At 42.8% G+C, this 24,616-nt stretch carries 24 protein-coding genes; 2 read left to right on the top strand and 22 right to left on the bottom strand.

The genetic code is table 11. The features are described from left to right. Positions 1-276: 276 nt before the first annotated feature. The 12 genes from adk to K5R16_RS04235 form a co-directional block, all read right to left on the bottom strand. Positions 277-921 (bottom strand): adenylate kinase, encoded by a 645-nt coding sequence (gene adk, locus K5R16_RS04180; protein ID WP_220736284.1) that lies wholly within the window; start codon positions 919-921, stop codon positions 277-279. Between the two features lie 188 nt (positions 922-1,109). Next, a complete protein-coding gene (locus K5R16_RS04185; protein WP_220736285.1) occupies positions 1,110-1,955 on the bottom strand; it encodes a tetratricopeptide repeat protein in 846 nt (281 codons plus the stop codon). 61 nt (positions 1,956-2,016) lie between these two features. Next, positions 2,017-3,933, bottom strand: coding sequence for a molecular chaperone HtpG (gene htpG, locus K5R16_RS04190; RefSeq protein WP_220736286.1), 1,917 nt, complete (start codon positions 3,931-3,933; stop codon positions 2,017-2,019). Between the two features lie 171 nt (positions 3,934-4,104). Next, positions 4,105-4,704 (bottom strand): recombination mediator RecR, encoded by a 600-nt coding sequence (gene recR / locus K5R16_RS04195; protein ID WP_220736287.1) that lies wholly within the window; start codon positions 4,702-4,704, stop codon positions 4,105-4,107. A gap of 270 nt (positions 4,705-4,974) precedes the next feature. After that, positions 4,975-5,304 (bottom strand): YbaB/EbfC family nucleoid-associated protein, encoded by a 330-nt coding sequence (locus K5R16_RS04200; RefSeq protein ID WP_020911867.1) that lies wholly within the window; start codon positions 5,302-5,304, stop codon positions 4,975-4,977. A 100-nt stretch (positions 5,305-5,404) separates the two neighbouring features. Further along, on the bottom strand, positions 5,405-8,251 hold the full coding sequence (gene dnaX, locus K5R16_RS04205) for a DNA polymerase III subunit gamma/tau (RefSeq protein ID WP_220736288.1): 2,847 nt from the start codon (positions 8,249-8,251) through the stop codon (positions 5,405-5,407). A gap of 429 nt (positions 8,252-8,680) precedes the next feature. After that, positions 8,681-9,232, bottom strand: a complete 552-nt coding sequence (apt, locus tag K5R16_RS04210) for an adenine phosphoribosyltransferase (protein ID WP_220736289.1) — start codon at positions 9,230-9,232, stop codon at positions 8,681-8,683. Between the two features lie 250 nt (positions 9,233-9,482). Next, entirely contained in the window at positions 9,483-9,851 is a 369-nt protein-coding gene (locus K5R16_RS04215) for a YbaN family protein (RefSeq protein ID WP_220736290.1), read from the bottom strand. A 71-nt stretch (positions 9,852-9,922) separates the two neighbouring features. Then, entirely contained in the window at positions 9,923-10,072 is a 150-nt protein-coding gene (locus K5R16_RS04220; protein WP_220736333.1) for a hypothetical protein, read from the bottom strand. Positions 10,073-10,134: 62 nt separating this feature from the next. Further along, a complete protein-coding gene (locus K5R16_RS04225) occupies positions 10,135-10,896 on the bottom strand; it encodes a DUF2063 domain-containing protein (RefSeq protein WP_220736291.1) in 762 nt (253 codons plus the stop codon). After that, positions 10,896-11,732 carry a DUF692 domain-containing protein gene (locus K5R16_RS04230; RefSeq protein ID WP_220736292.1) on the bottom strand — a complete coding sequence of 279 codons (837 nt, stop codon included), beginning with the start codon at positions 11,730-11,732 and terminating at the stop codon, positions 10,896-10,898. The genes K5R16_RS04225 and K5R16_RS04230 overlap by 1 nt, the downstream gene beginning before the upstream one ends. A 78-nt stretch (positions 11,733-11,810) precedes the next feature. Beyond that, the gene (locus tag K5R16_RS04235; protein ID WP_220736293.1) at positions 11,811-12,248 is read right to left on the bottom strand and encodes a hypothetical protein; all 438 of its coding nucleotides are present in this window, start codon (positions 12,246-12,248) and stop codon (positions 11,811-11,813) included. Positions 12,249-12,632: 384 nt separating this feature from the next. On the opposite strand from K5R16_RS04235, the gene dusC reads away from it, so the two are divergent. Continuing rightward, positions 12,633-13,589, top strand: coding sequence for a tRNA dihydrouridine(16) synthase DusC (dusC, locus tag K5R16_RS04240; RefSeq protein ID WP_220736294.1), 957 nt, complete (start codon positions 12,633-12,635; stop codon positions 13,587-13,589). A 115-nt stretch (positions 13,590-13,704) separates the two neighbouring features. After that, positions 13,705-14,061, top strand: a complete 357-nt coding sequence (locus K5R16_RS04245) for a TraR/DksA C4-type zinc finger protein (RefSeq protein ID WP_220736295.1) — start codon at positions 13,705-13,707, stop codon at positions 14,059-14,061. Between the two features lie 84 nt (positions 14,062-14,145). On the opposite strand, the gene K5R16_RS04250 is transcribed toward K5R16_RS04245, so the two are convergent. From K5R16_RS04250 to K5R16_RS04295, 10 genes are all read right to left on the bottom strand, one after another. Further along, positions 14,146-16,905, bottom strand: coding sequence for a TonB-dependent siderophore receptor (locus K5R16_RS04250; protein ID WP_220736296.1), 2,760 nt, complete (start codon positions 16,903-16,905; stop codon positions 14,146-14,148). Positions 16,906-18,436: 1,531 nt separating this feature from the next. Next, positions 18,437-18,868, bottom strand: a complete 432-nt coding sequence (ndk, locus tag K5R16_RS04255; protein ID WP_020911854.1) for a nucleoside-diphosphate kinase — start codon at positions 18,866-18,868, stop codon at positions 18,437-18,439. Positions 18,869-19,082: 214 nt separating this feature from the next. After that, complete coding sequence (locus tag K5R16_RS04260; protein WP_220736297.1) at positions 19,083-19,253, bottom strand: hypothetical protein; 171 nt, start codon at positions 19,251-19,253, stop codon at positions 19,083-19,085. Positions 19,254-19,451: 198 nt separating this feature from the next. Then, entirely contained in the window at positions 19,452-19,649 is a 198-nt protein-coding gene (gene iscX, locus K5R16_RS04265; protein ID WP_220736298.1) for a Fe-S cluster assembly protein IscX, read from the bottom strand. 138 nt (positions 19,650-19,787) lie between these two features. Further along, a complete protein-coding gene (gene fdx, locus K5R16_RS04270) occupies positions 19,788-20,126 on the bottom strand; it encodes an ISC system 2Fe-2S type ferredoxin (protein WP_220736299.1) in 339 nt (112 codons plus the stop codon). Positions 20,127-20,134: 8 nt separating this feature from the next. Beyond that, on the bottom strand, positions 20,135-21,997 hold the full coding sequence (gene hscA / locus K5R16_RS04275) for a Fe-S protein assembly chaperone HscA (protein WP_220736300.1): 1,863 nt from the start codon (positions 21,995-21,997) through the stop codon (positions 20,135-20,137). 72 nt (positions 21,998-22,069) lie between these two features. Beyond that, positions 22,070-22,594, bottom strand: coding sequence for a co-chaperone HscB (hscB, locus tag K5R16_RS04280; protein ID WP_220736301.1), 525 nt, complete (start codon positions 22,592-22,594; stop codon positions 22,070-22,072). Positions 22,595-22,611: 17 nt separating this feature from the next. Continuing rightward, the gene (iscA, locus tag K5R16_RS04285) at positions 22,612-22,935 is read right to left on the bottom strand and encodes an iron-sulfur cluster assembly protein IscA (RefSeq protein ID WP_220736302.1); all 324 of its coding nucleotides are present in this window, start codon (positions 22,933-22,935) and stop codon (positions 22,612-22,614) included. Positions 22,936-22,949: 14 nt separating this feature from the next. Further along, entirely contained in the window at positions 22,950-23,333 is a 384-nt protein-coding gene (gene iscU, locus K5R16_RS04290; protein ID WP_020911846.1) for a Fe-S cluster assembly scaffold IscU, read from the bottom strand. Between the two features lie 40 nt (positions 23,334-23,373). Beyond that, positions 23,374-24,588, bottom strand: a complete 1,215-nt coding sequence (locus K5R16_RS04295) for an IscS subfamily cysteine desulfurase (protein ID WP_220736303.1) — start codon at positions 24,586-24,588, stop codon at positions 23,374-23,376. Between the last annotated feature and the right edge of the window lie 28 nt (positions 24,589-24,616).

Genomic DNA, 24,616 nt, shown 5'->3' on the forward strand with positions numbered 1-24,616 from the left:
TTTGTGTAAATTCATACCAATCAGTATAAAGATTTGATCCTTCGGTGAGATTTTAACGGCTCTGAGGTAAGCCAACGCGTGAAAAGCATAGTTACTCTACGTTTTAGCTCGTTAGCGCAGCATCATAGCCGCTAAAACTCACCAGTATGGAGTGTTTTGGCTTCCTACTTCGGTGTTGAATGAACTCATAAGGGAACAGCCATTATGTCATTCATTCGCCTTGAATTAGTTCGCCAAAAACACTCTGAGTAGATCAACTTCTTATACTAATTGGTATTAGCTAAGTGCAGCAACGATCTCTTCGCTAACTTTAGCAACAGTTTGCGTGCCGTCGAACTTGTTGTAAGTCGCTTCACCTTTTGCTGCTACCGCACCGTAGTATTCTACCAATGGCTTAGTTTGCTCATGGTAAATATCTAGACGCTTACGGACTGTTGTTTCTTCGTCGTCTGGACGAATAGCAAGATCTTCGCCGGTTACATCATCTTTACCTTCAACCTTAGGCTGGTTGAAAACAATATGGTAAACACGACCAGAACCAGGATGAACACGACGGCCGCCCATGCGCTTAACAATCTCTTCGTCCGGCACGTCAATCTCAACAACGTGGTCGATAGCAATGCCACCAGCAGCCATCGCGTCAGCTTGAGGAATTGTGCGTGGGAAACCATCGAGTAGGAAACCTTTAGCGCAATCATCTTGTGCAACACGCTCTTTCACAAGACCAATAATTAACTCGTCAGAAACCAGTTGACCAGCGTCCATCACTTTCTTAGCTTCTTGGCCAAGTGGAGTGCCAGCTTTTACTGCAGCTCGCAGCATGTCACCCGTTGAAATTTGAGGAATACCGTACTTTTCCATGATGAATTGGGCTTGGGTACCTTTACCGGCACCTGGGGCACCTAATAGCATAATGCGCATCTCAATCTTCCTCTTATTTCGCATTGTTATACCAACCTCTAACGCAGACAAATGTCTAAAGTGTGGTCACGCGATTGGTATTATTATGTTTAGGGCGGCGATTTTCGCATAAATAGCCGCCATTTTGAAGCGATTTACCTTCGACTTTAGCCTCAGTCAGCGCAAATAAGTCGCGATATTGACCTTTATCAGTAAAGTAAGGTGTAAAGTTTACGTCGATACTGGTTAGCTAGAGTGTTTCCCTGCCCTAGCGCGGTTAAGATCTCTAAAAATAATCCTTTGACCTTGCCATCTAACGCTGCCACATCTTTTTGCAGTGGCGTAAACAATAGCTCTAGCGCTTCATCATTACGTTTTGCTTGATGCAGTGCTTTAGCAAGCTCAAGCAACGTCGCCATATCATTTGGCGCTTGGTCGAAATCTACTTGTAGCTTCCTGATCTCCGGCGTATCAGCAGCATCAAGTGCCAATGCTAACTTTGCCTTTAAGCTTTGGTAGTAGCTGTCTTGATCGGCAAGGCCGACACTATCGAGCAAGGCTTTGCCATCTTCTAACGCCCCTAAAGACAAATAAACATCCGCTAACGCCAGTGCTATCTCTGCTATGGGTTGGTCAGCGTAGGCATCTTTTAACAGTGGCAGTGCGCCAATAGCATTTTGCTCAGATAAAAACACCCGTGCTTGGTTTAGCTTTAACTGCCACTGTGCAGGCAGGTGCTTATCGAGCATTTCAGTAATTTGCGCCGCGTCTTGCACACCGGCAAAACCGTCTATCGGTTTTCCTTCATGCAACACTAAGGTGGTTGGCAAATTCTGGATCTGAAAATAGTTCGCTATCTCCATCTCTGTCTCGCAGTTGACTTTTGCGAGCACAAAACGGCCGTTTTGCTGTTGCGACAAGCTCTCAAGAGTTTGCATCAAGGTCAAGCTTTCAGGGCTTTGGCTCGCCCAAAACGCCAACACAATGACCTGCTCCATAGAAGCATCAACAACTTGCTGTATGTTTTCTTTAGTCAGTTCTAGAATATTTTCCATAACTTTCCTTTAGCCATAAAAAAAAGAGGCAGATTAACTGCCCCCTTATTATAGTTAATTACTACTTAACGTTTGCTAGCAACATCTGGTTCATTAGTTTAATGAACGCTGACGGGTCCGCTAAGCTACCCTTTTCAGACAGTAGTGCCTGTTGCAGTAATAGATCAGACCACTGTGCGAATGACTCTTCATCTTGCTCATCGTTAAGACGAGCAACTAATGGATGCTCTGGGTTAAGCTCAAAAGTAGGCTTAGACTCAGGAACTGCTTGACCAGCCGCTTGCATCAACTTAATCATCTGCGTCGACATTTCACCTTCACCGGCAACAACACACGCTGGTGTATCGGTTAGGCGTGTTGTCACCTTAACTTCAGACACTTTGTCGCCTAAGCTGTCTTTAACACGCTTAACTAGGCCTTCAGATTCTGTTTCAAGCTTCTCTTGCGCTTCTTTCTCACCAGCATCTTCTAGCTCACCAAGTTCAAGATCGCCACGAGTCACAGAGTGCATCTGCTTACCATCAAACTCGGTAAGGTGGTTAATCAACCACTCATCAATACGCTCAGACATCAGTAATACTTCGATGCCCTTCTTACGCAGTAGCTCTAGATGCGGGCTATTTGCCGCCGCTTCATGGCTATCAGCAACGATGTAGTAGATCTTAGTTTGACCTTCTTGCATACGCTCAACATAGTCAGCTAATGCGACATCAGGCGTTGCTTCACCGGTGTGAGTTGATGCAAAACGCAGCAAACCAGCAATACGTTCTTTGTTTGCAAAATCTTCTGCAGGGCCTTCTTTAAGTACTTGGCCAAATTCAGCCCAGAAAGACAGGTATTTTTCAGCATCGTTTTTAGCCAGTTTTTCTAACATGCCTAACACGCGCTTAGTCACAGCAGTACGCAGTGATGTCGTCACCTTGTTGTCTTGCAAAATTTCACGCGATACGTTCAATGGCAAGTCATTTGAGTCAATCAAACCTTGCACAAAACGCAGGTAACTTGGCATGAATTGCTCTGCGTCATCCATTACGAATACGCGTTGTACAAACAGTTTTAGGCCGTGCTTACGATCGCGGTTCCACATATCAAATGGCGCTTTCGCTGGAATATAAAGTAGGCTGGTGTATTCCTGCTTACCTTCAACACGGTTATGGCTCCACACTAGCGGATCGGTGTAGTCATGTGAGATATGTTTGTAAAACTCTTGGTACTCTTCTTTAGTCACGTCACTCTTGTTACGAGTCCAAAGTGCTGTCGCCTTGTTCATTGGCTTCCAGCTACCTTCAGTTGCAGCAACAGCTTCACTGTCTTCAGTCGCTTCAACTGCTGGCGTGCCATCTTCAAACATCTCAACGGCCACAGAGATATGATCTGAGTACTTAGTAACAATAGAGCGCAGACGGTAATCATCAGCAAACTCTTTCTCGTCATCTCTTAAATGCAGCGTAATTTCAGTACCACGAGTCTGCTTAGAGATAGTTTCGACGGTGAAGTCACCTTCACCAGCAGATTCCCACAGCACACCTTCATCGCTACTATGTCCTGCTGCGCGGGTGCGAACAGTCACTTTATCAGCAACAATAAATGCCGAGTAAAAACCAACACCAAACTGACCAATCAGCTGTGAGTCTTTTGAATCATCACCTGACAAGTTCTTGAAGAAATCAGCAGTGCCAGATTTGGCAATCGTACCTAAGTGTTCAATCACACCATCACGAGTCATACCAATACCATTATCAGAAATGGTCACAGTGCCTTTGTCTTTATCAGCACTGATGCGAACACGTAACTCGCCTTCACCTTCATAAAGGTCATTGTTTGTTAGTGCTTCATAGCGTAATTTATCTGCCGCATCAGCTGCATTAGAAACCAGTTCGCGTAAGAAAATTTCTTTGTTTGAATACAAAGAGTGGATCATCAAATGTAGTAGTTGTTTGACTTCAGTTTGAAAGCCATGAGTCTCTTGTTGTGACATGAAATGTTCCCTTTAAAATTCGGTTTAAGTTGAGCTTGTAACTAGAAATGGGGCTATAAAAATACTTTTCAAGGGCTAAGAGGTACATTGATTTTGATTGCGCAAAAAAAATCCAGTTAAGGCGGTGCCATTAACTGGATTTGTTCTCACTAAGCAAGCAGTAAAGTCACACTAGATCGGCAAACGACCATTAAATGAAAGTGCTAAGGTAGTGCTATCAACATATTCAAGCTCGCCTCCCACGGGTACACCATGAGCAATACGGCTGACGGCTAACTCATGATTCTTTGCCATATCTGCAATATAGTGTGCGGTAGCGTCACCTTCAACCGTTGGATTGGTGGCTAAAATAAGTTCTGTCACTTCCCCTGACGCTAAATGAGTCTCTAACAACGCCAACCCCAGTTCATCAGGTCCTACTCCATCAAGCGGTGACAGGTGGCCAAGCAGTACAAAGTAGCGACCACTAAAATGGCCTCCAGCTTCGATGGCAAGCACGTCTGCGGGCGTTTCAACCACACAAATTATACTTGAATGACCGCGTTTAGTGCTGACACATATCGGGCAGTAAGTTTCTTCGGTAAATGTACGGCAAGACTGACAATGACCCACCTCTGACATGGCTTTACCGAGCGAGTCAGCCAGTTTACTACCCGCCTTACGATCGCGCTCTAATAGTTGAAATGCCATACGCTGCGCAGATTTAGGCCCCACGCCCGGGAGGCATTTAAGTGATTGGATAAGCTCATCAACAAGTGGACTAAATTTCATTTAACATTCCGTATAACAAGGCAGTTAGCAGCCTAAAATAATAATATTGATTTTGAAGTGGCACTGACGACGTTAAAGCCCTACGCACACCCAAACAAATGAGTCGCGAATATTAGCATAGAAAAATGCGACAGCAGCTAAATTCACAGCAAGCTAGTGCCCTCTATTGCAAAGAGCTTATGAAACAACCACAAAAAAGCCCAATCTAAATTGGGCTCTTAACTTCAACAGACACATTTTGACTGTAATTAGCAGCCTATAAACCTTGCCTTAGAACGGCATCTTCATGCCTGGTGGAAGTTGCATTCCGCCAGTCACTTCAGCCATTTTGTCTTTTTGATTCTCTTCAACACGACGAGCAGCATCGTTACATGCAGCTGCGATAAGATCTTCTAGCATCTCTTTATCGTCTTCAAGCAAGCTTGCATCAATGTCGACTTTGCGCACACTGTGAGAACCTGTCATGGTGACTTTTACTAGGCCAGCACCAGCTTCGCCAGTGACTTCCATACGTGCAATCTCTTCTTGCACTTTAGCCATTTTGTCTTGCATCTGCTGGGCTTGCTTCATCAAGTTGCCCATACCGCCTTTTCCAAACATACTCTGATTCTCTTCTATTATTTATCACAACAAATAAACTGCGCTAATCTTACTAAATATAGAACGATTAGCAATGAAAGCTGAAATTTCAATTGTAAAATTATGACTCAGGTAACCGCTTAAAGTTCGACATATCGACCAATTCTATCGATTTTCCCTTATTAACCAGCAATTCTGGCGCATAAGATAGTGAGTCTGGCGTCAATTGTGCGCCCATGTGTTCGCTCAACCAGCGCACGTTATCATCGGTTATCATCCCGTGATGCGCTTGCGCTAATATCTCTTTGTGAAAACGACGTCTCACCTCAAGTGGAGTCTCACGCGAGCTATCGACTCCAACAGAGATCCGCACTTCACTTGGTTGCCCGAGTGCTTTACTCATCGCCTCTTCTAGCTGCTTAATAGCAACATCAGCGCTAAGATGCTTTTGATCCGGTTTGAGTAACAACGACAGAGGCTGCTCAAACTGGTGGCAAACGGAGTTAACCGCGAGTTGCCTTACTCGACCACCCACTTCAAGGTCAGCCATGAACCGATACCATTTAAGGTCGATATCGTTACCAGTTATCTCACCACTAGGCAGTGCTGGTAAGTTTAACTCAACATCCTGAACTGAAGTTGAATCAAGCGATGTAACTGGCGGTTTGCTCTGCTGCTCTGCTTGATTTTGTGGCTGAGCCGTTTGTTTCGATTCAACAGCGACATTGTCAGCAGTTTTATTGACTGTTTTATCAGCTTCTTTGTCAACGGCTACGTCATCAAACCTAGGTGTGGGGTCCTGCGCGTGAGGTTCTTCCCAAGGTGGCCGGTCAACAGTCTCCTCTTGGCTGTTTACAGCCACTGCTTCTATATTTTCCTGCGGTTGATCGCTGCTAGCGCCAATTGTTGCAGGATCACTATCTTCTATTTCAGATTCTGGTTTAGGCTTTTTGACAGGTGGTGCAAAAGGTTTTCGTTCAGCCACGGACTTTTTTGCTGAACTCTCCAGAGGATCTTCTTCACCTATTCCGTCGAGTAATGAATCTCTAGCGGCTAATACAGCATCTAAAATGTCGTCACTTGCTGCGCTTGCAGCAGAGCTAGCTTCACTTTCAAGCGAAGTTGATGCTGTTGATTGTGAACTCGATATTGCAGCACTTTGCGTTTCGGCCTCGATGTCCTGTTGTAAAGAATCAGGTTGAAGCGGCTGAAAATCAAAGTCGCTGTTATCAATGTCGGTATCGTATGCACCCGCGTATTGCGAGTATGCAGATAGATCATCGTCGCCATCAAATTGGCTATCTTGAATCTGCTTGCCCTGTTGTACGTCCAATTTAACACTAGCATTGTCAACGACAGTGTTATTTAAAGTTGAGTCAGTGTCGCTTGGCTCAAGCAATTGCTCTTGAGTACTGCTTATTACTGCAGCGCCATCCGAAGTAGTCGTCGCAGCACGCTGTTGATCTTTAACAGGAAGCTTAACCTCGTTCAGGGTCTGCTCTGCACTAAGGTTTTTAGTCTCTGACGTGTCTGAGTTTGAAAAGCCTTGGCTCTGTGCTTGACTGAGTATGACCGCCATTTCGCTATTCATACTCTCAAGCGTACTGGATACAGGCGCGGCTGCGCTGGCTTCAATGGCTGCTAACTCAGGATCTGGCTTAGTTGCAGCAACAGGATCTTGACTCGGCTGCTTACCATCGACGCTACTAGCGGTTAAAACTGTTTTTTTTTCTGCCACCTCTTCAGCTGGCACGACGTTAACTTGCGCCTTTGGAGCAACTATTGCTTGCGGCTCGGCAGGCTCAGACAATGGTGTTATTGCAGGTGTTGTTGCCTGTGGAATAGCTATCGATGCTGGACTTTCAGTCATCCATTTGCTAACAGGTTGCTCTGGCACAAATGTAACGGCTCTAAGTAGTGCCATCTCTAGCCCAGATTTAGGGTCTGGCGCATGAGGTAAGTCTTTACGCCCAGTCAGTAACAGCTGGTAATACAGTTGCACCTGCTCCGGTGATAGCTGCTGTGCAAATGCTTTTATCTGCTCACTATAAAGCGACATTTGTGCCGCGGCGGGAGCAAATTGGGTCAAAGTAATTTGATGCAGTAACTCTAATAAGCTGCGTAATACCTCTTCAGGTTCAGCGCCAAAAGACAATACACCAGCGCTGACTTGCATCAGTGCCATAACGTCAGCTTTTGCGAGTGCTTCAAGCAAGGCAATAACCTGCTTTTCATCAATGCTACCAAGCATTGTTTGCACCAACTCAAGTTTCACTTGCCCAGCACCAAACGCTATCGCTTGATCGGTCAAACTCAATGCGTCACGCATACTGCCGTTGGCGGCTTTTGCAAGTAGCGCTAATGCTGAGGCTTCAAATTCTAACGATTCAGCGGTTAACACATTGGCTAACTGAGCACTGATTTCATCTTGGGTTAGACTTTTCAAGTTAAACTGCAAGCAACGTGACAATACCGTTACCGGTAGTCGTTGAGGATCGGTTGTCGCTAGCAGGAACTTTACATGTTCTGGGGGCTCTTCAAGCGTTTTGAGCAGTGCATTAAAACTACTGCGAGACAGCATATGCACTTCATCAATCAGGTAGACTTTATAACGGCCACGGCTGGGACGATACTGAACATTATCAAGAAGCTCTCGAGTATCATCAACTTTGGTGCGCGACGCCGCATCAACCTCAATAAGATCAACAAAACGCCCTTCTGCGATTTCTACACACGCAGAACACTGACCACAGGGCGAAGCTGTGACACCTTGTTCACAATTTAAGCCTTTGGCGAAAAGACGTGCAAGACTGGTTTTACCAACTCCTCGTGTGCCAGAAAACAGATAAGCATGGTGCAATCTTTGCTGAGTGAGCGCATTGGTTAATGCATGTAAAACATGCGACTGACCAACCATTTGCTCAAATTTGGCAGGGCGCCACTTTCTGGCCAACACCTGATATGACATGGAACTCCCCAACGTGTCATGAATATGATTACGGGAGCACGCTCCTCGACTTATTTGAACAATAGCATGCAAAGGTTTTACATGCTATATCAAGCGTTCAAGGAGCGGTTTGGCGGTGATTAAATCACCTTAATCTAGGGGCTGTGATCTTTCACGGTTGTTTTTGCCGCAGTTTATTGGCTATTTTGACAAGGCGGAGGCTATGCTGTTTAGTCATTCTCCACAAATAGTCTACAACACAGTAAAAATAGTCAAGAAACGCGGCCCTTCGGGGTCGATTCAATGCTTCTATTACGGCGTTATGAGCTTTTCACTTAGCCAGCGAAGCTTCATCGCTCAAGCCTTGTACTAGAAACATTATTCCTTACGGTAAAGAACCGAACAAAAACTAAGCTCGAAAGATCTACAGCCCCTAATCAATGTGTTTGATTATTCGCCTTCGAATTCACACAGGCTGAGTAATTCTAAATCCATTGTCTCTAAACGCTTCTCACCACCAAGATCAGGCAGTGAAATAACGAATGCTGCATGATTAACTTGGCCGCCAAGATTACGAATAAGCTTTACAGTCGCTTCAATCGTACCGCCAGTTGCTAATAAATCATCAACAACCAATACTTTATCTTCCTTGGTAATAGCATCAACATGTATTTCTAACACATCGTGACCATACTCTAGCTCGTAACTTTCAGAGATAGTCTCTCTTGGTAGTTTGCCAGGCTTACGTACGGGAACAAAACCTATACCTAACTCGAGTGCTAAAGGTGCGCCAAATAAGAAACCACGGGCTTCAGTGCCGACAACTTTAGTAAAACCTTGCTCCTTATAGTGTTCAACTAAAAGACCAATTGTAAGTTTATACGCTTGTGGATCTTCTAATAAACTGGTCACATCTCTAAATAAAATACCCTCTTTAGGGTAGTTAGGGATGGTTTTAATGCTGTTCTTTATTAGTGCCAAGCTGTCAGTATTCATTACCATAATTATTTACTTTATCTTATTTAGTTTTGCTGACAAACGCCAAAGTAACGCGTTGGCAGAATGTCATCGAAGTGTAAAAATCGGCATAAAGCTTAAGCCGCTTTATGTCCAGTTGCAACAATGGATCGCAAGAACTGTTGCCTAAGCCACTGCTAAATGTTGCTACTATTGTTCACTTTCAAAAAGAGCTATCTCGACTAGCTCGATTTAACTTTTATATTCAGTAGTATGCTGCAATACAGTAAGGTGCTTAATCTTCAATTTCTGGGATACTTCTTAAATAAACAATCAGTCCAGTACCAATACATACCAACATCACTTTTACCCAGATCAGCGGCACAATAGCGATACTCACAACAAAACTGAGGCTACTGACAATGTATGCCTTCTTCTTTAAGCCTTTTTTAATCGCCCCCTTTGCTTGCCAATCTCGCAGCGCTTCAGAAAACCATGGATGGGTCATCAACCACTGATAAAGTCTGTCACTAGATCGAGCAAAACAGTACGCCGCCAACAAAATAAACGGTACCGTTGGCAGTATAGGTAGCAAAATACCAATCAAGCCTAATGCTAAACTGCAAAGACCAGCCAACAGAAAGAAACCACGTTTTAACGCCATCAAAATCACCTAAAAACAAAAAGCCACTCATAAAGAGTGGCTAGTATACCTCAGCAAAAATTAAAGAGAGCTTAAATTAGCCCCATAATCTTTAGCCAAGACAAGCTTGCTGGCAATGTCGGTAACAACATCACTAGAATAAAACCAATAAAATAAACAATGTTAAATGGGTCTTTAAACGGCTGACTCATGACTTCCTCTACGACTGTTGTTAACGACATTTATTGATCTAGATCAATTTTTTGCGCCATTATAGAGTTTCATCACGCCGATAGAAAGCCTATTACCCAATAAACTGTCGAATAATCCCTTTATCACTCAGCTGAAGTAAAAGCTCAATGCAACCTTGCTGTAAAACCTCAGATTCGATATTTGTGAAAGTCTCTAATAACCAATCAATTAGTTCGGAATATTGTACTGATTCAAATTGCGACATGTATGCCAATACTTGCGCCGTTAGTGGGTTGAGCTGTAAAAAGCTCACTTCATCATCGAAATCAGCGTAAATGCAGAAAAACTGTGGTGCTTCGGTGGGCGTATCTGGGCGATAATCTTTACTAATATGCTGCACATCGAAAGTGTATTGGGCAATTTGTGACGTTGACGAAACACTGAGCGACATTTTAGTTATTGCATCAGTATCAATATCAGCCACATTAATGATCTTCTGCTGTGAGCTCTCTTGAGCGACAGCAACTACAAGTTCGAGCCACTCATAATGAGCCAGCTCAAGCATAAAAGCAGGGTCTTGCTCTGTTGCTGTATATTCTGTCTGCAAAAACAGTAAGAATTCTTGCGCGATTTCAATAAATATCGGTGTGTGACAGTCATGCTCAACAAAAAACAGCTGTACTCTTTGCTGCCAGTCTTGTTCACTGTATAAACTTTTCAATACAGGAAAAGCATTAGACACAAACCCATCAACATTATTAAAGAACAGTTCTCGGTAAATTTTCATTCGCCGAGCTTCAATCCCCTCTGGTAAGGGATTTGATGGATCTTTAATGTAATCCATGAAGTTCTGCTGGGTTTCGATGAAACTCATCAAGCACTCCTTTTTAAACTGGCGATATGACGATTTTGATAATCATGGATCTGATTAATCTCTAGCATCAACTCACTGGTGGCAGGAATATTAAAATCTCGCTCTAATAGCGTTGGAAAAGCGCCATGATATTGATGGCACGCATCAAGTAACTTCCACACGGGGTCAATGATATCAGCACCATGGGTATCAACCACTAGATCTTCTTCTTCTTCATAGTGACCCGCTATATGCAAGTACTGGATTCTATCCGTTGGCATCGCTTTTAAATATTCAAGTGCATCATATTGATGGTTGATGGAGTTAACATATATATTATTAACGTCCAACAACATCTTACAATTAGCCTCTTGCAAGACTGCGCTGACAAACTCAAGCTCAGACATCTCTGCGCCTGGGGCTGCATAAAAAGAAACATTCTCTAATATTAGTGGTCGCTCAATAATATCTTCCACTTGTTTGACCCGCTGCGCCACATGTCGCACCGCTTCACCTGTAAACGGGATAGGCATTAAGTCATACATATGCCCGGAGCCAGAACAGTAGCTCAAATGCTCGGAGTATATTTTTATCTGATGTTGATCAAGAAAATTTTTAACATTTTTGACAAACTGCACATCAAGCGGTGCAGGACTACCTATTGATAATGACAGACCATGGCAGTAGAACTCATGCTTTTCTGTTAATTCTCGAAATTGACGGCCAAACTTACCACCCAGCGTCATCCAATTTTCCGGTGCCACCTCGAAAAAATCGATGCCAGATGGAACACTTTGGCAGAACTCATCCAACATTTCTCGTCTAAGACCGAGACCTACTTGTCCTTTATTTGTCATACCGCTCGCCCGTCAGTTTTGGGTTGAATTAACAAATAGGGCCAGCAAACGCTGACCCCGTTTCACTATATAGAAAGCTTACTTAGAACCACCGCATTTACCTTCACCACACTTACCTTCTTTCTTAGCTTTTTTGTCGCCGCCGCACTTGCCTTCGCCACACTTACCTTCTTTGGCTTTTGACTTGGCTTTATCGCCGCCACATTTACCTTCACCACACTTACCTTCTTTGGCTTTCATCTTATCTTCGCCGCATTTACCTTCGCCACACTTACCTTCTTTGGCTTTCATTTTATCTTCGCCGCATTTACCTTCGCCGCACTTGCCTTCTTTGGCTTTCTTTTTGTCTGCGCCGCACTTACCTTCACCACACTTACCTTCGCCTTCAACTAACTGGTAACCGGCTTGCATTTCACTAAAGCCGAATGGGCTTGCTTGAACAGATGCAGCCAAAGAGCTTCCAAGAACAACAGCGCCAACAGCAACAGTAACAGCAGTCTTATTAACTAGTTTCATAATATCTTCCTTCTTGATTTAATCTACAGTATTTCGGTTACCAACAATGTATTTTGCTGGCTTGCTTAAAGAGACCTGAGCACCAACAATTTAATTTCATTTTTTCTACAACTATCACATTTATGGCGCAAAAAAGCTGATAGTGCAAACATTGTTTATACCTATTAGCCGCAGTTCAGCACCATTTTTCGTTAAATTTGGTATATAACAGCAATGAAAAAGGCTTTCATAGCTATGAATACCAACCGAACAAAAAACAGACAGTTTGCTGGCAATACGGAATTAGCTTGATTTAAGATCACGCTAAATTCACTTTCGTTTGGTACCACAGAGTGCATGATGTAGAATGCAGCGCCTTTTAAAACTTGATGAGTGGATAGTTCTGTGCGAATAATTTTGGCGCCTATGGAAGGTGTTGTTGATGATTTAATGCGTGAAATTCTTTCGGCTATTAATCCCTACGATTTAATGGTGACCGAATTTGTACGTGTCGTTGACCAGTTATTGCCAGAAAAAGTGTTTTACCGGATCTGTCCTGAGCTTAAAACCAATGGCGAAACGGCATCAGGAACGCCTGTTAGAGTGCAATTATTGGGTCAAGAGCCTGGGTGGATGGCAGAAAATGCTATTAGAGCGATAGAGATGGGATCAAAAGGCGTTGATGTTAATTTTGGTTGTCCTGCCAAAATGGTCAACCGCAGTAACGGTGGCGCAGTAATGCTGCAATACCCTGAACAACTCTATAACGTGGTTAAGGCCATGCGGGAAGCGGTGCCAGAGCAGCACCCTGTTACCGCTAAAATCCGTCTTGGGTTTAACGATAAGTCTCTTTATATGGAAAATGCACAAGCGATATATGAAGCTGGTGCAAGTGAGCTTGCTGTACATGCAAGAAGTAAAGTTGACGGTTATAAACCACCCGCTTACTGGGAGTACATCACCGATATAAATGCCAAGCTGCCGATTCCGGTTATTGCTAACGGTGAGATATGGAATGCCAATGACGCACGTCGCTGTATGGAGCTTACCGGTTGTGACAGCATCATGGTTGGTCGCGGCGCCATTTCGCTACCTAACTTGGCTGCTAGTATTAAAGGTGAAACACCCTATACATGGCAGCAGTCACTAGCACTGATGCTTGAATACACCAATCGAGAGCTTGCTGGCCGTAAAAGTACCTATTACCCAGCTCGAATTAAACAATGGTTCAATTACCTAAATCGCCAATATCCTGAGGCTGATACGCTATTTCGTGAGCTTAGAATTTTTAAGACTGCCGAAGAAATTATTGATGCTCTGCAAACAGCTAATACCAATCTGTACCATCAACAGGTTGATTAACAGAATAATTGGTAATTATTAGTAATAATGGCCGCAGATTTGATCTTAGTCATTACCTGCAATTGTAACGCGTTTAGACTGGTAAACCGTGAAATCAATAATTGTAGGCAGAACCGTGAGTACGAACCAAATCAAACAAACCCTTTCCGATATTGAATTGGAATTAAGGCAGAAGATTGGTGCGCACCCAGAGTTGCAAGCCAAGCTAATGGAACAGCATAATTATTCCCTGTGTGAGCTCATCGAGATAATGACCCAAGCACATTTATGCGACCATCCATTATTTTTCAAGTTGATGCAACTAGACGCTGCGCGTTGTCAACTTGAAATTGGTTTGTATGGTGTGTGCTCAGACTGTGAAGAGAATATCGAAGCGGAACTTTTGGCTGCAGATCCTCTCGAGCAACGATGCTTAAGCTGTAATAACTTGCACAAGCGTGAGCACCGACAAGAACTGAGATTGAATCATTAGCATTACTACATTCTATTATTTGATTAATCGAAGATATAAAAAAACCTCCAATTAAGGAGGTTTTTTATTGTCTAAAAAGTAACTTTAGAACTTAACACTTGCTCTTACGAAGAAGTAACGACCTAGTACATCATAAGTGTACGGATCGGTATTTGAGTCATTATTACCTGAGTAATATGGAGCATCTTCATCTAAGATGTTATTAACACCGCCAGATAGACGAACAGTATTAGTTACATCATAAGTCGCTGACAGATCGTGATACACGATGCTATCGACTGTAGGAGCGTAACAATCTGATGGATCATCTTGACATGCAAATGAATCCATTCCGTCAATATAACGCGCTTCGTATGTAGCACTCCAGCTATCGCCAGTAGCACTTAGGTTAAAGTTAGTTTTCAACTTAGCGTATGCACCTGAACCACCAGTAATGTAGCCACGGTAATCAACAGCTACACCGTCTTGATCGAACTCTACATATTTATCAAGAATCGACGTATCTAAGCCTGCTTTCCAATCTAAACCTAATCCTTCAAATACGTATGCTACGTTGATGTCGTAGCCTGCTGCATTTGTTTGACCGATGTTTTGTAGACCGTTGTCAAACGATATGCGACCAGTACCATCGATTTCGATATTTGAAGACTGACATAGCGCTGTTTCAGTATTAATCTTGTTACCGCTTGCATCAAGACACTGGTTAGCAATGTAGTTTGAATCTACTGCAGTAATAGTGTTACTGATTTCGATATCATAGTAATCAACAGTGAAAGATAGACCTTCTACAAAGCTTGGAGAGTAAACCAAACCTAGTGTGGTTATATCTGCTTGTTCAGGCGTTAAATCAGGGTTACCACCAACAGTCACTTCAGCTTGTGTTTGATCTGTTGCTGGATGCTTGATTTGGTCAAATGATGGTGACTTTCCGCCGTATAGCTCACTTACAGTAGGAGCACGGAATGCAGTAGACAAACCACCACGAAGCATCAAGTCATCCGTCATGCGCCATGTTAAACCAAGCTTCCAAGTATTATCTGAACCAAATGTGCTGTAATCGAAGTAACGAATAGCTGCGCTTAGGTCAACCTGCTGTGCAAGTGGCAAATCGCTCAACAATGGAATTGCAATCTCAGCATATGCTTCGTTTACGTCGAACGAACCAGCAGTTGCTTCAACTCGTGGATCATTAGCAAGACCTTGTGAAGTCAACGAGTCAGGCGTGTAATGTGCAGATTCTTTACGGTACTCATAACCTGCTGCAAAGCCAACAATACCAGCAGGAAGTTCAAAGATCTCACCAGAAAGTGTTGCTGCTGCAATATCTAGTTCACTTCCACCGCTATTAATTTCAGTGTAGATGTATGGAGCAATGCTATCGCCTTCCCAAGAAGACTGAGTAAATGGATCAAAGCTTTTATCTAAAACTGCATCATTAATTGAACCTAGGTTATGCAGGTTTGCAAGGGTATCAACTGAATCGTTCTTACCTTTGTTGTATGATGCATCCCATGTCCAGCCATTGTCGAACTCACCTTCAAGGCCAACAACTACACGAACTGTATCTACAACTTGAGAGAAATCACGAGTACCTGATTCAACCACACGACGACCATAATCTAACTTTTCGCCTTCTTGTACTGAACCTACTAACTCTTTATTCATCCAAGAAGAATCGTATGCCCATGCAGTGCTGTTCCAAATTGGCTGCGGCGCCATTTGTTGATCAGACCAACGCTTAGAGTACATCGCTTCAGAGAAGAACATGATTGAATCTGATAGCTCATAAGTACCAGAGAAAGATAGATTCAAGCGCTCCATTGGCGTTGAAAGGTAGCTATCTTTTGAATAGTTGTATTTATCTTCATTGGTGAAATCATGGTATTCACCACCACGACCACTTAAGTCTGCTTCAGTCTTGTTTGGATCTAAGTACGCATACTTTGGCTTGCCATCGTCACCAGCAACATAGTGACCATAATAACCACTGTCTCCGATAGCGTAAGCACCATCTTCACCAGTACCTACGATGCCATGGTTTCTATCGCCCCAAATGTGTCCGCCTTGAGCGTATGAACTACCACCACAGTAAAGAGTCTTGGCTCCAGCATCACCAGTTTCAGCGATTGGACAATTTGAAAAATCACGATCTGCTTGACTCGCTTCACCACGCTTAGTGTACTGAGCGTTAATGACAACGTTGCCTTTATCAAACGTGTTACCAACGGTAAAGTCGATGCTTGTTTCGTCTGCATCACCTTGACCAGACATACCTGTTTGAACGTTCATCTCAAAGCCTTCAAAATCACGCTTCAAAATAACGTTTACAACACCTGCGATTGCGTCAGTACCATATACCGCCGATGCGCCATCTTTTAGTACTTCAACACGTTGAATCATCGATACTGGAATAGTGTTCAAATCAACTGACGAAGCTGCACCTGTTCCAGATGCAATCATGCGGCGACCGTTTACTAATACCAAAGTACGGTTTGAGCCAAGTCCACGTAAGTTAACTCGAGCATTACCACCTGAGCCGTTGTTAACTGCGGCGTTAGTCATCGCGCCACCAGATGCAGTCATTTTCTGTAGAACATCATCAATAGATGTAGCACCAGATGCGATAATTGCGGAAGCATCAATCACACTTACTGGGCTAGATGTTTCCATATCAGCACGCTTAATACGTGAACCGGTAACTTGTATACGTTCAACTTTCTCTTCCGCTGTATTTCCATCGACAGCGTCATCAGCCAAAGCAAACCCCGATAAAGCGACACTACTTGCAGCTACCGCAATAAAACTTTTGCGAATGGCACTTGCAGTTAAGGTCAACGAGTTCATATTTTTCCCCTTCAAATCCCAATAATCAATTTAGGAATAGTTATATTTTTTGTTTTGTTATTAATAAGAAGTTAACTTCTTGGTGCTAATACTGTTAAATACCACAAAAAGAGTCAAGCTTTATTACAAAATAATAACCTTATTGATATAAATTGATACAGATCACAAAAGAAACAAACACAGAAAACAAGCAAAAAAACGATTAATATCAATAACTTAATAAGAAGGCTCGATAAGTTATTATTAAATAAAACTAAACCAACAACAAAATTTTAAGTATATCAATTTTAACATTTGATTAAATATCAAACTCCTAGCCGCCACAGTAAAACGCTCCTAACAATAAATTAAAACAACAGTCAACTTAAGTGACGAAATAAATTTAAAAAAATACTGAATAAAGAAAAGCATTCGCAACATTTTAATTACCTAATAAAGCAAATGCTTTTTGTATACAGTATTCATAATGAAAACTAGTTTTAAAACAAGTAGAAAAATAATACAAGTAAAATAAAAACAAAATACAGCTCAAATAAACAACAACCCCAAAGATACAAAACCAATCGTTTTGTAAATACCCTGTAAATGCTTTGCAATGAAAGATGATGATATGGAGTTAAAGTAAAGTGACTGACTCATTGTTAAATACGAACAAGAGCAAATATAAAATGAGCATTTTTTATTCCAACCACTCTCAATCTAGCACTCCAATTTATTTTAAAAATACAAATTTACAATAACTTAAATCAACAACCATAATTCTGAAACTGGAACTATCTAGTGTTTCCTTTATTAAAACATTCTTTAACAGTGTAAAGCTAGAGTTACACTGATTCACAATAAAAATAGGAAATGAAGGTGCTAAGTGGAGAAAAGGGTCTATGTGAGCATTCTAGTGAGCAATACCAATTGCATTCAGCATTCAGCATTCAGCATTCAGCATTCAGCATTCAGCATTCAGCATTCAGTCAATCCAGAATGCCCAGGATTTTCAATTCAATACACATTAGAGCAAGAATGGTTATTTGCTTGGGGCTAATGTAAAGCAAAAGTGGATTCCTTTTGAGGACTGACCTTAACGGATAATAACAAAGCACTGTATGCTGCAACGAAAACTCATGATATACGGCTGCATGGATGCCGACGGTGGGACTAAGAGGTGCCAGAGCCGAGGATAACGCATGGCTTCAAGTTTTAGGCTCGCCTTCACTGCCTTGGATTCCCACTCAATAAACAGATACTTGATACGATTGGAATAATAATGACAGTGTGTAGAGAAGGTTCAGTGAAAATAACGATTGGTTGTCAAGTCAACATCTTGCATTGCCGTTTGTAACTGATACTGAGCGAGCGGAAACTTATTACATTTGTAACAAACTGAATTTCTATTGATACCAGCCTGAGAGCAACGGGGCGTTTGAGTTAAACTTAATCAATGATAATGATTGTGACCCCATTACGGGTTGCAAGAAAGAGCATCCATAAAAAAGGAGCCATAAGGCTCCTTTTTTAAACTTAGCAACGCCTCATATTAACGAGTACGTGGGCAAAGCTCTTCAGTGCTGAAGAAGTATGCAACTTCACGCTCAGCAGAAGCAACTGAATCAGAACCGTGTGCAGCGTTCTCATCAATGCTTTCAGCGAAATCTGCACGGATAGTACCTTCCGCAGCTTCAGCTGGGTTAGTAGCACCTAGAATTTCACGGTGTGCTAGAACAGCGTTCTCGCCTTCAAGAGTCTGAACCATGATAGGACCAGAAGTCATAAATGCAACTAGTGCACCAAAGAAAGGACGTTCGCTGTGCTCAGCGTAAAAGCCTTCAGCTTGTTCTTGGCTTAGGTGTACCATTTTAGAAGCGATGATTTTCAGGCCAGCAGTTTCAAAACGGTTGTAGATAGCGCCAATGTGGTTTTTTGCAACAGCATCAGGCTTAATGATAGAAAAAGTACGTTCGATAGCCATGAAAAGCTTCCTTCTTAGATAAACGGGTTTTAATTTCGCGCGGATTATACGAAATTAATGCCTAATTGCCTACCCTTATAGTGCTATCAAATAGAGATAAGTCGGTTTTAGAAATACAGAAAAGCCAAATGGATCACAATTCAATGCTGAACGTGGTCTAAATATGGCTTCAAACATAACGCTTTCGGATTAACAAGTTCCCTATTAGAGAGGGTTACTTGCGATTTTTAACCCACATAACACCGGCAGCAATGACGACTAACAATGCCAGGGCAGGAGCTAGATCCATAAAATGGTGGAATAACCCAACGCCACCATGACCTTCATGTGCAAATGCGAGAGTTGGAGTGAGTAAAGCAGTAGCAAGTATTAGAAACCTACTCATATTGACGTCCCTTTATTTAACGGCTGAAACATATCACTTTTACTTTAATGCTCAGTAAAGTGCTTTCTATTTAGCTAGCCTAGAATTAAACAAAGTAAGTGAACTTGATGTTGATCAATCCTACCATTCTTTCACTTATTAGATCCCAAGTTACATGATTTAGATCACATCCACTTAAGCAATTGATGACAATTTGTCTCACTTCTCATCAATCCAGCGAGCTTGGATTGCTTCTAATACACGCTCATTGCAATGATTAGGATCATCGTCAAATGCCGCTAATTTGATCACCCATTCACAAAGATCAGTAAAACGAAGAGTCTCAGGTTCTGTATCCGGATAATGTTCTAAAAGTTCTAGTGCAATGTCTTGTGAGTCAACCCATTTAAGTCCCATACCGTACCCCATCAAATCAACATAAATTGAGTATAAACCAAATTTAATACCGACAAGATTGCTTCTGTAGAATTATCAAAAATCTTGCAAAAAAAAACCAGTAGCTTCACTACTGGTTTTTATATTGGTAATGACTGCCTAGTGGCCTTCACTTACCATGTTAATGGTGTACTTTGGTATTTCGACAACCAAATCACTCTCAGGGACTTTTGCTTGGCAAGACAAACGGCTCTCAGGCTCGAGCCCCCACGCTTTATCAAGCATGTCATCTTCTAGCTCATCACTCTCTTCTAGTTCATCGAATCCTTCACGCACGATGCAATGACACGTCGTACATGCACAAGACTTTTCACAAGCATGTTCGATCATTATTCCGTTACGTAGTGCAACATCTAAAACTGTTTCGCCTTCATTGGCTTCAACTACAGCGCCATCCGGGCATAAATCTTCATGAGGTAAAAAAACTATTTGTGGCATATTGAAACCTATATATTGTCAACAGACTGGCCTTTAAGCGCCAACTTGATTGAATTATCCATACGCTTAGCAGCAAAGTCCTGCGTCGCGGCATCTAATGCTTCGATTGCTTGTTCGATAGCATCGGTGTCTTTTTCATCTGCAAGCTGTGCAAGCGACGCCATAGCGCCCTGAATGGTGCTTAGTTCGTCAGCAGCTAACAATTGACCATCTTTATTTAACGCTGCATTCAACGACTCTAATACCCTTGCGGCTTCAACTTGCTTCTCGGCTAACATGCGACGAGAGATATCCTCTTTTGCATTTGCCATTGAATCTTTAAGCATGCCACCGATTTCTGCATCTGATAGACCAAACGATGGTTTCACCTGAATGGTTGTTTTCACGCCGGTTGATTTTTCCATAGCCGTCACACTTAACAGACCATCAGCATCAACTTGAAAAGTCACTCGTATATGGGCTGCACCTGCCGCTAGCGGAGGGATCCCATTAAGCGTGAATCTAGCAAGTGAACGGCAATCAGCAACGAGTTCACGTTCGCCTTGCACCACATGGAATGCCATTGCAGTCTGGCCATCTTTAAAAGTGGTGAACTCTTGAGCACGAGCAACGGGGATAGTGGTATTACGAGAAACCACTTTTTCCACCAGTCCGCCCATGGTCTCAATACCTAAAGACAGCGGGATGACATCTAAAAGTAATAGGTCTGAATCTGGCTTGTTACCGACCAAAATGTCAGCTTGAATTGCGGCTCCGATTGCAACGACTCTATCGGGGTCAATTGATGTTAACGGTGTTTTACCAAAGAAATTAGCCACTTCTTCCCGCACCAAAGGCACACGAGTTGAGCCGCCGACCATCACAGTCTCGATCACTTCATCAGTGCTAACACCTGCATCTCTAAGCGCACGGCGGCAACTTGAAACGGTCTTTTTGACTAACTTGCTAATCATCTCATCAAAGGTTGCACGAGAAACGTTCAGGGATAAGTCATTACCGTTATCATCGGTAACATTTGCAGTTGTGCTGTCGCTGTCAGTTAATGCTTCTTTGACCTTACGAGCTTCGATAAGCAGCATGCGGCTTAAACCTGCACTCACCTCATCTAATGACCACTGCTGTTGGAAATGCGCTTGTAACATATGATCGAAATCATCGCCGCCAAGCGCGCTATCTCCGCCTGTAGCCAGTACTTCAAACACGCCTTTATTCAATCGAAGAATTGAGATATCAAATGTACCGCCACCAAGATCATAAACAGCAATAACCCCTTCCTGACCAGAATCGAGTCCGTAAGCAATTGCCGCTGCAGTTGGTTCATTGAGTAGTCTAAGCACTTTAACGCCAACAAGCGCCGCAGCATCCTTGGTACCTTGGCGCTGTGCATCATCAAAATACGCAGGCACAGTAATAACGACGCCTTCTAACGTGCCACCTAATGTAGATTCAGCACGTTCAACGAGCGGTTTAAGAATATCAGCAGATACTTGTATTGGGTTAACTTTACCCTGAGGCGTAATAAAAATGGGCAATCCATTATCACTGGCTTCAAAGGTGTATGGGAATGTTTGGCTACCGGATTGAATATCATCAAGGCTGCGACCCATAAATCGTTTTACTGAAATGATAGTATTTTGTGGATCTTGCGCTGAAAAGGCTTCAGCTTCACGCCCAACAAATACGGAGTCTTGGGTATAGCGAACAACTGAAGGTAACGAATGCTGAGCACTCTCATCAGCCAATGTATTGGCTACACCACTTCTAACGGCGGCAACTAGAGAGTTTGTCGTGCCTAAATCTATACCCACCGCTAAGCGGTGCTGATGAGGAGCTGCGGTCAGCCCAGGCTCTGCTATCTGCAAAAGTGCCATATATATCCAACTTAAAAAAATGTTGGCTCAAGCATATTGAGCCAACAGAATTAGAAAATAACAACGAGTCTATTAACCTAAGAGAGCATCTTCAGCTCTAGCTAACTCGTCTTGTAATTTTGCCATAAACTTAAGTTTACGAATTTGGTCAGCCGCCTGCAAATGTTCAGACGCTAAATCACTCTCCAACTGCACTTTTAGTACCGCTGTGATCTGCTTTGCAAACGTGTCAAATGAGTCATAAAGCGCTTCTATTTCTGCATCGGGATCGTCGCTGTCGCTAATTTCTTCAAGCGATTCACGCCACTCCATCTGTTGCATCAGAAACTGCGTGTCTTTAAGCGTAGTAGACTCATGACTTAACTCTAGCCCCTTAAGGGCGAGTATGTGCTCTGCACGTTGAATCGGGTTTTTCAATGTTTGAAAGGCATCATTGATCTGCGCAGTACGTTGTACAGATAATCGTTTATCTTGTTCGCTAGCGTTAGCAAATTTGTCGGGATGAACCGCCCTTTGCAGATCGCGGTAGCGCTCTGCAAGAATGGCGGTGTCGACATCATAGGAAGGAGATAAACTAAACAGCTCAAAATAATTCATAGTTTAACTTTAAAAGCTTATACGGTGAAACTTTCACCGCAACCACATTCACCTTTCGCGTTAGGGTTATTAAATTGGAAACCTTCGTTAAGGCCTTCTTTAACGAAGTCCAACTCAATCCCTTGAAGATAGATAAAGCTTTTGGCATCGATAATGATCTTTACACCATCAATATCATAAAGTTCATCGTCGTCATTCAAGTCATCAACAAACTCAAGTACGTATGCCATACCTGAGCAACCTGATGTTCTTAGTCCTAAACGCAGACCTAGACCTTTGCCGCGGCTAACTAAAAAGCTTTTAACGCGTTCTGCCGCAGCGGGAGTGATACTAATTGCCATCTTAACTCCAGGTTTTACTTCGATTGCTTTGTTTTATACTCATCCAGAGCCGCTTTAATGGCATCTTCAGCCAAAATCGAACAATGAATTTTAACCGGTGGAAGTGCCAGTTCTTCAGCGATATCGGTGTTTTTAATTGCACCCGCTTCTTCTACTGTTTTGCCCTTAACCCATTCAGTCACTAGTGAGCTAGATGCAATCGCACTACCGCAGCCATATGTCTTAAATTTAGCATCTTCGATAATACCATTATCATCAATACGCAACTGCAGTTTCATTACGTCACCACAAGCCGGTGCGCCAACCATTCCAGTTACCACTGAAGAATCGTTTTTATCAAATGAACCAACGTTACGTGGGTTCTCATAATGATCGATTACTTTTTCGCTATAAGCCATGATACTACTCCAATTTATCTATTCGTTAATGTCGTTAAGGTTAGTGATGTGCCCACTGGACTGAATCCAGATCTACACCGTCTTTGAACATTTCCCAAAGCGGAGACATTTCCCTTAAGTTACCAATAGATTCTTTAATTGTTTCTATTGCATGTTCGATCTCTTCATCAGTCGTAAAGCGACCAATTGAGAATCGAATTGAGCTATGTGCCATCTCATCATTTAAGCCAAGTGCGCGAAGAACGTAGCTAGGCTCAAGACTTGCAGAAGTACATGCTGAACCAGATGAAACAGCTAAATCTTTAAGTGCCATCATCAAAGACTCACCTTCAACGAAATTAAAGCTGACATTTAAGCTACCGCAATGTCTTTGCTCCATATCACCGTTAATATAAGTCTCTTCAATGTGGTTGATACCATTCCACAACTTGTCACGCAGACGACGGATACGCTCGTTATCAGAATCCATATCAGTTTTGGCAATAGCGGCCGCTTCACCGAAACCAACAATTTGATGAGTAGCTAAAGTACCGCTGCGCATACCACGTTCATGTCCACCACCGTGCATTGCTGCTTCTAGGCGAATACGAGGCTTACGGCTAACATACAATGCACCAATGCCTTTCGGCCCGTACATTTTATGAGCAGAAATCGACATCAAATCAACTTTTGTCTTCTGCACATCGACTGGCATTTTGCCAACACTCTGCGCTGCATCAACATGGAACACGATTTTGCGTGAACGACAAAGCTCACCGATTGCATCGATATCTTGGATAACACCAATTTCGTTGTTAACCTGCATAATACTAACAAGCAAGGTATCTTCACGCATTGCAGCTTCAATCATTGCTACCGGAATTAGACCGTTAGCTTCAGGTTGAAGGTAAGTCACTTCATAACCTTCACGTTCTAACTGACGACAGGTGTCTAAAACAGCCTTATGTTCAGTCTTGCTAGTGATAATATGCTTGCCCTTCTTTTGATAGAAGTGAGCAACACCTTTAATCGCTAGGTTGTCAGATTCAGTCGCACCAGAGGTGAATACGATTTCACGTGGATCGGCGTTGATAAGCTCTGCAATCTGGTTACGAGCAATATCAACAGCTTCTTCAGCTTGCCAGCCGTAACGGTGAGAACGAGACGCTGGATTACCAAAAATGCCGTCCATAGTCATACACTGCATCATTTTCTCTGCAACACGAGGATCAACCGGCGTTGTCGCAGCATAATCTAAATAGATAGGTAGCTTCATCACACACTCCGTACTTTGTGGTAGCCAT

It is taken from the genome of Shewanella sp. c952 (assembly GCF_019654975.1).
Taxonomy (GTDB): domain Bacteria; phylum Pseudomonadota; class Gammaproteobacteria; order Enterobacterales; family Shewanellaceae; genus Shewanella.